This is a genomic window from Pseudomonas sp. AC016 (assembly GCF_979253365.1).
In genome coordinates, this window is sequence record NZ_CEEDCC010000001.1 from 4436812 (window position 1) to 4450061 (window position 13250).

Genomic DNA, 13250 nt, shown 5'->3' on the forward strand with positions numbered 1-13250 from the left:
CATCAATGAGCGTACTGGTAAACAAGTCAGCCCCGGATTTCGACGCAGCAGCAGTATTGGGTGATGGTTCCATCGTCGACAGCTTCAAACTATCCTCCCTGCGCGGCAAGTACGTGGTCTTGTTCTTCTGGCCTCTGGATTTCACCTTTGTCTGCCCTTCGGAAATCATTGCCCACAACAACCGCATCGCCAAGTTTCGCGAGCTGGGTGTTGAAGTGGTTGGCGTTTCCATCGATTCGCAATTCACCCACTTCGCGTGGCGCAGCACTCCGGTAGAAAAAGGCGGCATTGGCGAGGTCGAGTTCACCATGGTGGCCGACGTCAAGCACGAGATTACTCGCGCCTATGGCATCGAACACGACGACGGCGTTGCACTGCGCGCCTCGTTCCTGATCGACAAGGCTGGCGTTGTCCAGCACCAGGTGGTGAACAACCTGCCGCTGGGCCGTGACGTGGACGACATGGTGCGTCTGGTCGAAGCGCTGCAGTTCACAGAGGAGCATGGCGAAGTCTGCCCTGCAGGCTGGCGTCCGGGCCAGAAAGGCATGAAGGCCGACGCTCAGGGCGTCGCCGATTACCTGGCTTCCAACGCCAAGAGCCTGTAATCGATGGCGGTGGCCTGGCTCAGCGTCAGGTCGCCGCATCAGAACTCTCAGGACGGCCGAGCGGTTTCGGCCATCCTTACTTATCCAGCCGTTCCGACCGCGGCGTAAACGGCCGGTCGATAGGAGTGTGTCATGTCAGACGTACGTCATTCCCGAGTGATCATTCTCGGTTCCGGCCCTGCCGGTTACAGCGCTGCGGTGTATGCCGCGCGCGCCAACCTCAAGCCTCTGCTCATCACCGGCATGCAGGCTGGCGGTCAGCTGACCACGACCACTGAAGTCGATAACTGGCCGGGCGACCCGCATGGCCTGACCGGACCAGTATTGATGGAGCGCATGCGCGAGCACGCCGAGCGCTTCGAGACAGAGATCGTGTTCGATCACATCAACTCGGTCGATCTGGCAGGCAAGCCGTTCAGTCTGCAGGGCGACAGCGCAACCTACACCTGCGACGCGTTGATCATCGCAACCGGTGCCAGTGCTCGTTACCTGGGTCTGCCCTCGGAAGAAGCGTTCATGGGCAAGGGCGTGTCTGCCTGTGCTACATGCGACGGTTTCTTCTATCGCAACCGCGAAGTGGCGGTTGTCGGTGGCGGTAACACCGCTGTTGAAGAGGCGCTTTATCTGGCCAACATCGCGAGCAAGGTGACGCTGGTTCACCGTCGTGAGACGTTTCGCGCCGAGAAGATCCTGATCGACAAGCTGCATGCACGCGTCGCCGAAGGCAAGATCGAGCTCAAGCTCAACGCAACGCTGGACGAAGTGCTGGGTGACAACATGGGCGTGACCGGTGCCCGCCTGAAAAACAACGACGGCAGCAGCGACGAGCTGAAAGTCGACGGCGTGTTCATCGCCATCGGCCACACGCCGAACACCTCGCTGTTCGACGGTCAGTTGGCGTTGAAAGACGGCTACATGGTTGTGCAGGGTGGCCGTGAAGGCAACGCAACTGCCACCAGCGTCGAGGGTGTGTTCGCAGCGGGCGACGTGGCCGACCACGTGTACCGTCAGGCAATCACCTCGGCTGGCGCAGGCTGCATGGCTGCACTGGACGTTGAGCGTTATCTGGACGGCCTGGCCAACGCCTCGTTCTGATTGCGTTCTGCAGACATGAAAAAACCGGCCTTGTGCCGGTTTTTTTTGTGGCTTTATCTCTGACAAGGCGCTGTCGCGCAGCAGACACCGGACCTCGTGGGAGCGGACCGAGCGGCGTTCCGTTTGTCCGCGAATGCAGTATTCCAGTCACTGTATATGCGTTGGATGACTGGCCTTTTCGCGGACAAGTCCGCTCTTATCAAACAACCTGCAACCCACTGAAGAAACGCGTTTTTGTGGGAGCGGACTTGTCCGCGAATGCTGTAGTTCAGCCGATGAATATTCGTCGGATGTACTGGCCTTTTCGCGGACAAGTCCGCTACCACCTGGTTTGCTGCGCGACAGCGCTACGTCTAGACGTGGTGGTGACTCCCACAAAAACGTGTTCATCCAGCCGATTACGTGTTGTTTGATAAGAGGCAGCGTGCGGGGAGACAGACCCCCGCCGTACTTCAACCCTTGCGCTTGAGCGGCTCGCCTTCGAACTTCACGCCCGCCAGACCATGCTTGATCAGCGCACGAATATTGCCGTGGTCGCTGCCATCGGGTGTGGCCTGCACGGAACGGTAGTGTTCGCCGAACGCCAGCAGTGCCTCTTCACCGCTCAGGCCTTCCAGCAGAGCCATGCCCAGGGTTTTGCACGAGCCTTCGTTCTGACCGGCAGCGTTGTCGACATCACCGTTACGGAACGCCTGTGGTTGGTAGTCGTAGGTTTCGGCGATGAAGGCGAGGGTGTCGGCAAAGGCGTGTTCGCCGCTGCGCAGGCGGGTGCGCAGGGAGTTCAGGTCAGTCATGCTTGGGTTCCTTGGTGAAGGCAGCCTGTTGCTCGGGGCTGGCTTCTTTCTGGTAGTGAGCTTTCCACTCGCTGTACGGCATGCCGTAGACCACTTCGCGGGCGTCATCGAGGCTGATGTCGATGTGTTTCTCGTCGGCCGCAGCCTTGTACCATTTGGACAGGCAGTTGCGGCAGAAGCCGGACAGGTTCATCAGGTCGATGTTCTGGACGTCCTTGCGGCTGTCCAGATGCGCCACCAGTCGGCGAAAGGCGGCGGCTTCGAGTTCGAGGCGTTCTTGCTCGGTCATGACGGGCTCTTTTCGGTCAGTAAAGTGACGTCATGATAAGAGTTTCAGCGTTGACCGGCGAGCGTGATCGAGACGGATTCGGCAAAACGCAGCGCGTGCGGCTTGTCGACTTCCACTTCGGCGTAGGTCACCGCCTGATGGCTCATGACCAGATCCAGCACTTCCTGGGTCAACCGCTCAAGCAGCGCGAAGCGATTGCCTTCGACATGCTGAATGATTGCCTTGGTGATGGTGCGGTAGTTGAGCGCGTGCTCGATGTCGTTGTCGCGCACCGCTTCCTGAGCGACATACAGAATCGTCAGGTTGATCAGTACATCCTGCTTGTTGAGGATCTCGTCTTCATTGATACCGATGAACGTGCGCAGTCGCAGGTCCTTGACGCGAATGCGCGCGGTTCCGGGTTCCAGTCGGGCCATGGTTATTTGCTCCTTGCGATCAATTGCAGAAACTCCATGCGCGTCGTGCTGGACTCGCGGAATGCACCCAGCATGACCGACGTGTTCATGGTCGAGTTCTGCTTTTCGACGCCGCGCATCATCATGCACATGTGCTTGGCTTCGATCACCACGGCGACGCCGGAAGCTCCGGTCACTTCCTGAATCGCTTCGGCGATCTGGCGGGTCAGGTTTTCCTGGATCTGCAGGCGTCGTGCGAACATGTCGACAATGCGGGCGATCTTCGACAGACCCAGTACCTTGCCGGTCGGAATGTACGCAACGTGCGCCTTGCCGATGAACGGCAGCAGGTGATGCTCGCACAGCGAATACAACTCAATGTTCTGGACAATGACCATCTCGTCGTTGTCGGAGGCAAACAGGGCGCCGTTGACGATTTCTTCAACGCTCTGGGTGTAACCATGACACAGATACTGCATCGCCTTGGCGGCACGCTTGGGAGTATCCAGAAGGCCTTCGCGTTCCGGGTCTTCACCGAGGCCGACCAGAATGTCTCGATAATGCTGTGGCAGGGATAAGCTCATCAGATTGATCCTCGGGGCGGCCTACTTGACGTGCCGTCCACCGTTTACGGTCAGTGTGGTGCCGGTGACATAAGTGGAGTCCAGAAGGTAACGCAGGCTCTGGTAGATCACTTCTGCACCCGGCTCTATGCCCAGCGCCGATTTGGCGAGGACGTTGGCGCGGTACGCTGCGTCGTCCGTGGGTTGAAACATCAGCAATGCCGGAGCAATGCCGTTGACCTTGATGCGCGGTGCGAGCCGCGCGGCAAACGACAGGGTCAGGCTTTCCAGGCCTGCCTTGCTGGCGCAATACGCGATGTGCTTGCTGCTGCCCTTGCGAGTGACGTCATCGCTGATGTGAACGATGTCGGCCACTTCGCTGGAGTGCAGCAGCGGCGCGCAGTGCAGGTTGATGAGGTAAGGCGCAAGCATGTGTACGTTGAACATCCGGCTGAACTGCTCGGCTTCGTCGCCAGGTGTCTCAGCGAGCCACTCTGAGGCGTTGTGCACGATGGCACGCAGGCTGACCGTGTGATCTTTGAGCGCTTCAATAAACGTCATGATGCCTGCTTCGCTGGAGAAATCGCCCTTGAGAGCAACAGCCCCGGCCCGGCGCAACTCATCGATGCCCGGCCGCTCGCTGCGATAGCTGACGATCACAGGTTGTCCCTGCTCCAGCAGACGCTGCGCACAATGCAGGCCCACTCGCTGACTGGCGCCGGTGATCAGGATCGGTGCAGAAGAAAATTCCATCGGCAGTTCACGTATCGGTTCGGTGGGAGGGCAGTTGGCTCCGGAGAACAGCATGTTTCAAATGCTGACCAGACTGTGAACAAAGTTATACCAGAGAATTTTTTTGTACAACCCTGAGTATCATGAAAACAGAGGGAGCGAGGGCATAGCGCCGTCTAGACGGTGCAAAATACCAAAGGTCTGCGAAGCAGTTCTTGATCAAGACCTGTACCAAGGCGCTGATTCTGTACAGGTCTTGTTGCGTATGATTGAGGCTACGCGGAGTGGGTTCGGCGTGACGCTGCGGTTGGCGAAGTCTGTAGCCAGGGTGCCAAAAGGCGTGTGGACAGCGGTATGAACAGATAGACCATCAGCGGCGTGAGGATTGCAGTGCTGATCATGATGCGTGGCAGCAGGTCGAGATGATTAAGCAGCGGACCCAGCAGAAAGTTGAAAATCAGCGAGACCGGAAAGAATGCCAGCCAGATGGCAACCGCCTGTTTCCAACGCGGCGGGCGTTGATCTGCAGCGCCGAACCAGCCGTCTATGCCGCTCACACGATGTTCCGAGGGTTGCGCGAACAGACCGCTGCCGCGCACCAGCCAGGAGCGTCGGGACGCAGAATGCTCCCAGGCGTGCATGGTCTGCTCGTCGGTAAAGCGGAAAATGATCTGGAATTCGTCATCGCCAGGCGGCGGAGCGAGTACGCCGGAACCCAGATAGCCGGGAAAGTCGGTGGCCAGTTGTTCGCCTTCGTGCAGCCAGGCCATCATTTCCTGATAGCGGCCATGGGCGACACGGCGTGCAACCATCAAGGTGACGGGTGAGGTAGACATTGTGTATCTCCGGTAGAGGCGTGAGATTCCCGGGTAGGGAGGTCACATGGCGCGGCGCCGGGGTGGTGGGCCGCGTCAGCTTCACTCAGAAGCAAGCAAGGATTATTCCTGAATCCGTTTAAAACAAGTAGAACTTTGTAGTCGCTCGCTAGCCTCAATTTCTGACGCCCGGAGCTATAGACCGTTCGACGGCGCTGTTTACAATGCGTCGCACAAATACAAGTGATAACCCGGCATGACCCAACCCATTGATCACCCCCTTGTCCGGAAAGATCCCGACCAGGACCTCAGGCAACAAGAGCTTTATCCGATTCGCGAGGTTGCCCGTCTGACCGGCGTCAACCCGGTCACGCTGCGCGCATGGGAGCGTCGGTACGGCTTGATTCAGCCAACGCGTACCGAGAGTGGGCATCGGCTGTATTCGCAGTCCGACATCGAAACCGTACGCAGCATTCTCGACTGGATAGAGCGGGGCGTGGCTGTCAGCAAGATCGGCAAGATCCTGGCCCGCAGCGAAAGTACCCGCAGTCAGTCGTCACCGTCGGAGAATCCGCTGTCCCGAGCGGACTGGACGCAGTGGCAGAGTCAGTTGAGGCAGGCTATCGGCATGTTCGACGAGCGTCGCCTGGAGCAACTCTACGGGCAGATTTTCTCGACCTATTCACTCGTGGTGGTGTTCGAAGACATTCTGATGCCGCTGTGGCGGGAGGTGATGCTCAATCAGGATACGTTCGGGCATACCAGCGAAGGGTTGTTCTTCGATACCTTTCTGCGCGGCAGGGTGCTGCAGCGGCTGCAACTGGCCAACGATCCGGCAAAGGGCGTGGTGGTGCTGGCTGCTCTGTCTTCTCAGGACCGGGAGCTTGAGTTGTCGGTTGCAGGATTGTTCATGGGGAGTGCGGAGGTCGCCATTAGAGTGTTGGCTATCGGTCAGCCTTTTGACGAGCTGAGTCTGGTCTGCGAACGGGTCGGGCCTCTGGCGCTGGTGCTGTTTTCCAACACGTCATCTACCGCCGATCTGCCAAAGCGTCTGAACAGACTGGCATTGACGCTCGAATGCCCGGTACTGCTTGCCGGGGAAGTGTCGCACTTCGTTCAGGAGGGGCTTGCCGGATCTCCCATCGCCTGCCTTGGCAGTGATGGTCGTTCGATGAATCGTTTGCTCAAGCAGTTTCTGGCGGGGCAGATGGACAGCTGACAGCGTGTCCCGGGTAACGACCAAGCGTCACTGATGCAGGGAAGGGTGCATGCGCCGATGTTCCTGCAGGATGTATTGACGCAGGCGCTCCGAATCTTCCTTGCTGTGCTGACTCAGGCGGTAGGCACCCAGATTGTTGTCCTTCAGTCGTTCAAGCTTGCCGCGCATGGCGATAGGCGCTTGTCCCACCGGATTGAACCAGGCGGCAAAGTGCTTGGGCAGCTTGCCCTGCTTTCTGCTCTCGAGCAGCACGCCCTTGAACGACAGCTCGTGAACCCACAGCGACGTCAGCGAGCCTTTTTCAGTCTCCAGGGGCACCGGCTCTTCCAGGACCAGACGCCAGGGACGAATCTGCGGACCTTCTTCGAAGATGCTGGGCGCACCCAGTTCAAGGTGCAGGGCGTGGAATTCGTCTTCGACCAGGTGCAGCGGGAAATTCATCTGCTGGTTTTCGAACTGGGCGTGGATCGTGACCTGCTCGTGAGCTGCCAGCCGGGTCAGCAAATCCTGAATCTGTACGCCGCCATTGACCAACAGACTGCGCGTGCTGTCACGCACGTTCAGTTTGGGGTTGCGATGCATGCTCTGGATAAAATCCAGCTCAGCTTGCGTCAGGAGGGAATCAGGTTGCATGAGGAGACTCGAACTAACAGGCAATTGATGAAGAAGACCCTTTGATCTGCACAGCGTTCCTGCCGTTCGTCGTATTTTCAGCTATTTCCCGATTTCAATGCTTCAATTTCTGCCTTGGCCTCTGCCAACTGGTCCACAAGTTCTTTGATCCGTTGCTCATTCTGGACCTGAACGGTGACATCTTTTTGAATCCCGATGTAATACATGAGCTGGTTGGCTTCGTTGCGCACCGGCGTGATCGACAACTCGTTCCAGAACGTGCTGCCGTCCTTGCGATAGTTACGCAGTATCTGACGGCATGCCTGGCCACTGCGTATGGCTTTCTGAATGGCCTCGAGTGCTTCCTGCTGACGGTCGGTGGCCTGTAGAAACCGGCAATCCTGATACAGCACTTCTTCCACGCTGTAGCCGGTCAGGGCGGCAAAACCCTTGTTGGCATAGATGAGGATGTTGTCGTCGCCTTCCTGCTCGGCCACGACAATACCGTCGGTCGACGCATCTATGACCAGTTGCAGCAATTTTGCGTTGATCATCACCTGGCATTCCCGAGCAGATTTCACCATCGCATTCTAGGGCCTGTCGTCGCTTCAGTGCGAGTCGTGTCACTCGCCGGGGCTGAAATACCAAAGGCCTCTGGGGCATACTGTCGCCCTTTTTCAAGCTGCCAGAGGATGAGTCATGAGAATCGCGATTGTGTGCGGTTCGGTCTACGGATCGGCCGAAGAAGTGGCCCGGCATGCAGGCGGGCTGCTGCGCGCAGCAGGTCACGAAACGCTGCTCAACCCTCGCATCACCCTGCCTGAGCTGTTGGCCTTCGAGCCACAAGTCTTGCTGGCCGTAACCTCGACCACCGGCATGGGCGAGCTGCCAGACAATATCATGCCGATCTACTCCCAATTGCGGGACCAATTGCCTGCTGCGCTGCGCGGCTTGCCCGGCGGTGTCATCGGCCTGGGTGACGCGAGTTACGGTGATACGTTCTGCGCCGGTGGTGAGCAGTTGCGTGAGTTGTTTGCCGAGTTGGGCGTCAGCGAAGTGCAGGCCATGCTGCAACTGGATGCCAGCGAAAGCGTTACGCCCGAGAGCGATGCCGAGCCCTGGCTGGCTGATTTCATCAAGCACTTGGGCTGAATCCATCCCGCTGCGTTATTGAGCACCATTCAGCAGCGGCTGTATTCATTGTGGACGGCGTCCTGCTGGTCAACACTCAGTGGATTACGTCCCTTTGACAGTGGAGCCAGCTATGAGCGAATCCGTGCGTTTTGAAGACAAGGTAGTCATCGTGACGGGAGCGGGCGGAGGCCTTGGGCGTGCGCACGCGCTGCTGTTCGCGAAACACGGTGCTCGAGTGGTGGTCAATGATCTGGGCGGATCGGCGCAGGGCGAGGGTGCCAACGCCTCCGCGGCCGACCGTGTGGTGGCAGAAATCCGCGAAGCAGGAGGCACGGCGGTCGCCAATCACGACTCGGTGACCGACGGCGGCCACATTGTGCAGCACGCCCTCGATGCTTTCGGCCGCATCGATGTTGTGGTCAACAATGCCGGTATTCTGCGCGACAAGTCCTTCGCCAAAATGGAGGATGCCGACTGGGATCTGGTTTACCGGGTTCACGTGGAAGGCGCCTACAAAGTCACGCATGCCGCCTGGCCGCACTTGCGTGAGCAGAATTTCGGTCGGGTGATCTTCACCTCTTCGACCTCGGGTATCTACGGCAACTTCGGCCAGTCCAATTACGGGATGGCCAAGCTCGGGCTGTACGGTCTGACCCGCACGCTGGCACTGGAAGGCCACAAGAACGGCATCCTGGTCAACGCCATCGCGCCAACCGGCGGCACACGCATGACCGAGGGCCTGATACCGGCCAACGTATTCGAGCTGCTCAAGCCCGAGCTGGTCAGCCCGCTGGTGGTGTACCTGGGCAGTGACCGTTGCCAGGAAAGCGGCAGCCTGTTCGAAGTGGGGGGCGGCTGGATCGGCAAGGTTCGCTGGGAACGCAGCCTGGGCGCCTGCTTCGATCCGCATGCGGGCTTCAGCCCTGAGGATGTCGCCGAACACTGGCAAACCATCGGCAATTTCGACGACGCGGCGCATCCCTCGGATAACATCGACGCGTTGAAAGAGATGATGGCCAATCTGCAGAAATATGTGAGGTGACGCCCGTATTCAGCTTGTTCACACGCAGGGCAGAGCTATTTTCTCGGCCCTGTGATGCCGTTTTTTATTTCTCTAAAGTTGATTGTTTGTAAGTCCATAGTTTGAAGTTGAGGATTAGTTACCGTTCTCTGTAAGAATTGTCCGGTGCAGTTGTAAGTTTGGTACGGATTTTTGAGTCTCTATCAATAAATACCTTTTCACTCCGATATGACGGTTGAACGTATTCATTATCGGAGTAGCCCATGGCCGGATCCATCTGGGGTGATTTGCCACCTTTCACCGTTAAAATGCCCGAAGCGCGCGCCGTTATCAAAGCGCCCAAGGTTCAGATCAGTCAGGTGCTGCGAGAGGTCGGGGAAAATGCGCTTGCGCTCAACTCGTTAGCGATGGAAAAACGCAAGATGAAGCCGATGTTCAAGGACTTCAACCCGGAGCAGATCACCCCCAAGGACTTGAGCAGAGCGGGGATGGTGCTGTTCAAAGCCGGTTTTATCGATAATCACACAGCCGAACTCATGAGCCGCGCCGGTGACGAGTTTGACAATAAAGGTAATGTGCTTAATCCGGACAGGGAAATCAATGCACTGGAATTCTTCGCCGGCCGTATTGTGGACATGAAAGAAAAGTCCGCTTGGGGGGACCCCTACGCCAAACTGCTATTACCGGATTACATTCGAACCATTCATATTATCCAAAACCTCGCGGCGTTTGCCCAGTCCGGCGACAGTTATGACATGCGCAAGTTTGAAGCGTTGGAAAAGGAAGGCTCCAAACAGAGCAAGCATTATATAAAAGGGTGACCGTGCGGCCAGATAATAAGCTGCGCAAAAAAAAACCGCCGCACAGCAAACTGTGCAGCGGTTAATGGAAGTTGATTCAGGGGAGCTGAAAAACAACGACTTCAAGGGCGAGAAGGTTAGCGTCCCTGACGCGTTTGAAACATCCTCGGACAGGATATGCAGCGTTACCCGAGCGGTAACAATACGCAGGCCTCGGCGTATGTCAGGCAGGCGGTCAATGCACACTTCGGTGAGACGGCAACTGACTCAGGCGTTCAGCAAGCTTGAGGCGTTGTATAGGGTCGTCACTGAGCAGCAAGGCATGCTGTAGATCGAAGCGCTCGGCCTGCGGACATTCCAGTGACTGATAAAGGCTGGCGCGAGCCATGTGATCGCTGCTCGTAGCCTGGCCCAGTTCGACGATCCGGTCCGCATCCTTGAGGGCCGCGATCAGGTCATCATTGATGATGTGCAGATGCCTCAGGTTGCGCGACAGCCGCTGCAGCATGTTCACGGGCGTGGCCCGCATCATGTGCATGGCCTGCAGTTGCATGGTGGGTCCGAACTGACGCACCAGCAGCTCGCGGCAATCCTTCGGGTACAGCCTGCGGCCGCCACAAGGGTCCAGCAGGTGATCCGCGCCTGGCACTCGCAGCAGGAAGTGTCCGGGGAAGTTGACACCTTCCAGCGCGATATCCAGCCGTCTTGCAATCTCCATGGCCACCAGCGCGAGCCCCAGTGGCTGACCGCGACGACGCTGCACCACCTTGTGCAGCAACGCCGAGTCGGGCCTTGGCGGGTTCCAGTCATCCTGTTGAAAGCCCAGGGCGCTGAGCTGGCGCAAGAGCAACTGGGCCAGCTCGCAGGCTGGAGCCACCGGCAATGCCGCGTCAATTTGGTGCTGCAACATATCGATCTCGGCCATGAGTTCGTGACGGGGGAAGTGCGCGTCATGTTCGGTCGACACCCACAACGCGGCTTCGAAGACCGAAGGCGGTGTGCGTTGCAGGCAGTCCAGGCAATGCTGACGTGGAGTCATCGACCCCTCCGTGCTGACAGATTGGGTAAAAGCGTGCTGTTCTGATTCCTTTTAGCCCTGCCGACGTATTTCGTCCAGCACCGCTTGTATCTGCCTGAGCGGTCGATTGTTTTTCCGGGCCAGCGCCTATACTCGCCTGACATAAGAAGGGGGAGCACACCGCATGTTCGCTCTCATGCAACAGTCACGTGCCGAGGCGCTGCATCTGGTGTGCGATCCGGATGCAGGATTGAAAGCCGTTATCGCCATTCACAGCAGCCGCCTGGGACCTGCGCTGGGCGGATGCCGCTACCTGACCTATCCAGACGAAGAGAGCGCGATAGAAGATGCCATTCAATTGGCAAGAAGCATGAGCTACAAGGCGGCCCTCGCCGGTCTGCCGACCGGGGGCGGCAAGGCGGTGATCATGCGAGCCGCGCAGCGCGTCGAACGGCCAGCATTGTTCGAAGCCTTTGGGCGCTTTGTCGAGACCCTTCAAGGCCGTTACATCACCGCTGTCGACAGCGGCACGTCCAGTGCCGACATGGACTGTGTAGCGCTCAGCACCCGGCATGTCACCAGCACCAGCGACGCAGGCGACCCGTCGATCAGCACAGCGATGGGCATGTTCACCGGCATTCGGGCCACGGCCATGGCGCGTCTGGGCAGCGATAATCTGGAAGGGTTGCGCGTTGCGATTCAGGGGCTGGGTCATGTGGGCTATCCGCTGGCCGCTCTGCTGCATGCCGCTGGAGCCGAATTGCTGGTGAGCGATCTGGACAGCGATAAGGTGCAACGGGCAATGACGCAACTCGATGCGCACCCCATTGCGTGCGAAGCGCTGCTGAGTACGCCGTGCGACATTCTTGCTCCATGCGGTCTGGGGCATGTATTGAACTGCAAGAGCGTTGCGCAGTTGCGTTGTGCAGCCGTCGCGGGTGCGGCGAACAACCAGTTGACCAGCCTTCAGGTGGCTGACCAGCTGGAAGCCCGGGGTATTCTGTATGCACCGGATTACGTCATCAATTCGGGAGGGCTGATTTACGTTGCGCTGAAACACAACGGCGAAGAGCAGGGCACGATTGATCGCCATCTTTCCCGCATCGGGATGCGACTGACCGAAGTCTTCGCTCACTCGCAGGCAGAAAAACGCTCACCGGCCCGCATTGCCGATGCATTGGCAGAGCGGTTGTTGAATGAGTGATGCCTCCCACGGCCCGGGTTCGCTCACCTGAGACGAAAACGCAGGGGATTGGAGGCTATTTTCTCAGTGCCTTGACCAGCGCAGGCGTTACGTAATGCGGGCCGTCGAACAGGTACAAGGGGTAGCCGTCATAAGCGGCGAGCTGTGGCTTCAACTCGGCAGCCGTCGCCGAGCGGAAACCGCCGCCGACCTGCGGGCGAAACGCTTCGACGATGATCCTGACTCGGTTCTTGCCCAGCCGTGTGCGCAAGGCATCGGCATAGGTGCGGGCGACCGGGGCGGTGCGGGCGTATACACCCACGCCGTCCTGAAAGAACACGCCGATGTCATCCGGCAGCCAGGTTTTCAGCCAGTCGGCGGTCGCGGCAGGGCCAATGTTGGCGCCATCGTAGACGCTGATCCATAACGGCCTTGGCAGCTTTGCCAGCAGCGCGGGCAGTTCTTTGGCGCGGCTCCAGCTTGGATCGACCTCGGCGGGGAAATACCACCCGGTGATATTGAGTGGCGTCTTGACCTTGGCCAGTTGCGCCGACAGGACCGCCAGTTGCTCGATATTGTCCCGCGACTGGTTTTCGCTGAAATGCCCGGCCAACCCGAGAATCACATCCTGCGCCCAAGGCTCCTTGCCGATGCGTGACCAATCCGGCAGGACTGGCACTGTGGGCAGCGTTGTACCGGGAATGAAGGCCTGGTTATCCACCGCCGTCCATTGCACCAGCAGCTCCCGTGCGCCAAGTCTGTCCCAGTCTCCCTCGATGTCCACCGTTGCGTTGTCCGGCTGCCAGACGATACCGACGATCTGCGAGCCTTTGGAAGGAAACAGCTGACCCAATTCGCCCGTCACAATACCGAGCGCACCGATCAGCAGAGCCACCAGCGAGGTCTTGATCAAGGGCCTTCCCTGTAACAGCGAAATCAGACCCTTCAAGCATTGTTCCTCGTTGCACTTTGCGC

Annotated in this window: 17 protein-coding genes; 7 read left to right on the top strand and 10 right to left on the bottom strand. The window is 58.5% G+C overall.

The window, feature by feature from the left end:
* Window positions 1-5 precede the first annotated feature (5 nt).
* Both AC0IXS_RS19995 and trxB read left to right on the top strand, forming a co-directional pair.
* On the top strand, window positions 6-605 hold the full coding sequence (locus AC0IXS_RS19995; RefSeq protein WP_004885127.1) for a peroxiredoxin: 600 nt from the start codon (window positions 6-8) through the stop codon (window positions 603-605).
* Window positions 606-737: 132 nt separating this feature from the next.
* Window positions 738-1700, top strand: a complete 963-nt coding sequence (gene trxB / locus AC0IXS_RS20000; RefSeq protein WP_004885126.1) for a thioredoxin-disulfide reductase — start codon at window positions 738-740, stop codon at window positions 1698-1700.
* Between the two features lie 452 nt (window positions 1701-2152).
* On the opposite strand, the gene AC0IXS_RS20005 is transcribed toward trxB, so the two are convergent.
* The 6 genes from AC0IXS_RS20005 to AC0IXS_RS20030 all read right to left on the bottom strand — a co-directional run bounded on the left by AC0IXS_RS20005 (window position 2153) and on the right by AC0IXS_RS20030 (window position 5309).
* A complete protein-coding gene (locus AC0IXS_RS20005; RefSeq protein ID WP_057411139.1) occupies window positions 2153-2494 on the bottom strand; it encodes a HopJ type III effector protein in 342 nt (113 codons plus the stop codon).
* Window positions 2487-2783 carry a DUF1244 domain-containing protein gene (locus AC0IXS_RS20010; RefSeq protein WP_471825505.1) on the bottom strand — a complete coding sequence of 99 codons (297 nt, stop codon included), beginning with the start codon at window positions 2781-2783 and terminating at the stop codon, window positions 2487-2489. The genes AC0IXS_RS20005 and AC0IXS_RS20010 overlap by 8 nt, the downstream gene beginning before the upstream one ends.
* 44 nt (window positions 2784-2827) lie before the next feature.
* A complete protein-coding gene (folX, locus tag AC0IXS_RS20015; RefSeq protein ID WP_004885123.1) occupies window positions 2828-3199 on the bottom strand; it encodes a dihydroneopterin triphosphate 2'-epimerase in 372 nt (123 codons plus the stop codon).
* A gap of 2 nt (window positions 3200-3201) precedes the next feature.
* On the bottom strand, window positions 3202-3762 hold the full coding sequence (folE, locus tag AC0IXS_RS20020) for a GTP cyclohydrolase I FolE (protein ID WP_004885122.1): 561 nt from the start codon (window positions 3760-3762) through the stop codon (window positions 3202-3204).
* Window positions 3763-3783: 21 nt separating this feature from the next.
* Window positions 3784-4494, bottom strand: a complete 711-nt coding sequence (folM, locus tag AC0IXS_RS20025) for a dihydromonapterin reductase (protein ID WP_471825507.1) — start codon at window positions 4492-4494, stop codon at window positions 3784-3786.
* Between the two features lie 254 nt (window positions 4495-4748).
* Window positions 4749-5309: a putative antibiotic biosynthesis monooxygenase gene (locus AC0IXS_RS20030; RefSeq protein ID WP_122436503.1), complete on the bottom strand. Its 561-nt coding sequence runs from the start codon at window positions 5307-5309 to the stop codon at window positions 4749-4751.
* Between the two features lie 235 nt (window positions 5310-5544).
* On the opposite strand from AC0IXS_RS20030, the gene AC0IXS_RS20035 reads away from it, so the two are divergent.
* Complete coding sequence (locus AC0IXS_RS20035) at window positions 5545-6507, top strand: MerR family transcriptional regulator (RefSeq protein ID WP_191957970.1); 963 nt, start codon at window positions 5545-5547, stop codon at window positions 6505-6507.
* 27 nt (window positions 6508-6534) lie between these two features.
* Here the strand turns inward: AC0IXS_RS20035 and AC0IXS_RS20040 are convergent, their stop codons facing one another.
* Both AC0IXS_RS20040 and AC0IXS_RS20045 read right to left on the bottom strand, forming a co-directional pair.
* A complete protein-coding gene (locus tag AC0IXS_RS20040; RefSeq protein ID WP_004885118.1) occupies window positions 6535-7140 on the bottom strand; it encodes a hypothetical protein in 606 nt (201 codons plus the stop codon).
* 77 nt (window positions 7141-7217) lie between these two features.
* The gene (locus tag AC0IXS_RS20045) at window positions 7218-7673 is read right to left on the bottom strand and encodes a PAS domain-containing protein (RefSeq protein ID WP_004885117.1); all 456 of its coding nucleotides are present in this window, start codon (window positions 7671-7673) and stop codon (window positions 7218-7220) included.
* Window positions 7674-7818: 145 nt separating this feature from the next.
* Between AC0IXS_RS20045 and AC0IXS_RS20050 the strand changes: the two genes are divergently transcribed.
* From AC0IXS_RS20050 to AC0IXS_RS20060, 3 genes are all read left to right on the top strand, one after another.
* Complete coding sequence (locus tag AC0IXS_RS20050) at window positions 7819-8271, top strand: flavodoxin (protein WP_057411137.1); 453 nt, start codon at window positions 7819-7821, stop codon at window positions 8269-8271.
* Between the two features lie 112 nt (window positions 8272-8383).
* Complete coding sequence (locus AC0IXS_RS20055; RefSeq protein ID WP_320470436.1) at window positions 8384-9295, top strand: SDR family oxidoreductase; 912 nt, start codon at window positions 8384-8386, stop codon at window positions 9293-9295.
* 242 nt (window positions 9296-9537) lie between these two features.
* Window positions 9538-10095: a hypothetical protein gene (locus tag AC0IXS_RS20060; RefSeq protein ID WP_004885114.1), complete on the top strand. Its 558-nt coding sequence runs from the start codon at window positions 9538-9540 to the stop codon at window positions 10093-10095.
* Window positions 10096-10309: 214 nt separating this feature from the next.
* Here AC0IXS_RS20060 and AC0IXS_RS20065 read toward each other — a convergent pair whose 3' ends face one another.
* Complete coding sequence (locus AC0IXS_RS20065) at window positions 10310-11113, bottom strand: SirB1 family protein (protein WP_057411135.1); 804 nt, start codon at window positions 11111-11113, stop codon at window positions 10310-10312.
* Between the two features lie 163 nt (window positions 11114-11276).
* On the opposite strand from AC0IXS_RS20065, the gene AC0IXS_RS20070 reads away from it, so the two are divergent.
* Complete coding sequence (locus AC0IXS_RS20070) at window positions 11277-12296, top strand: Leu/Phe/Val dehydrogenase (RefSeq protein WP_122574105.1); 1020 nt, start codon at window positions 11277-11279, stop codon at window positions 12294-12296.
* 55 nt (window positions 12297-12351) lie between these two features.
* Here the strand turns inward: AC0IXS_RS20070 and AC0IXS_RS20075 are convergent, their stop codons facing one another.
* Window positions 12352-13224 carry an alpha-amylase family protein gene (locus tag AC0IXS_RS20075; protein WP_025994809.1) on the bottom strand — a complete coding sequence of 291 codons (873 nt, stop codon included), beginning with the start codon at window positions 13222-13224 and terminating at the stop codon, window positions 12352-12354.
* Between the last annotated feature and the right edge of the window lie 26 nt (window positions 13225-13250).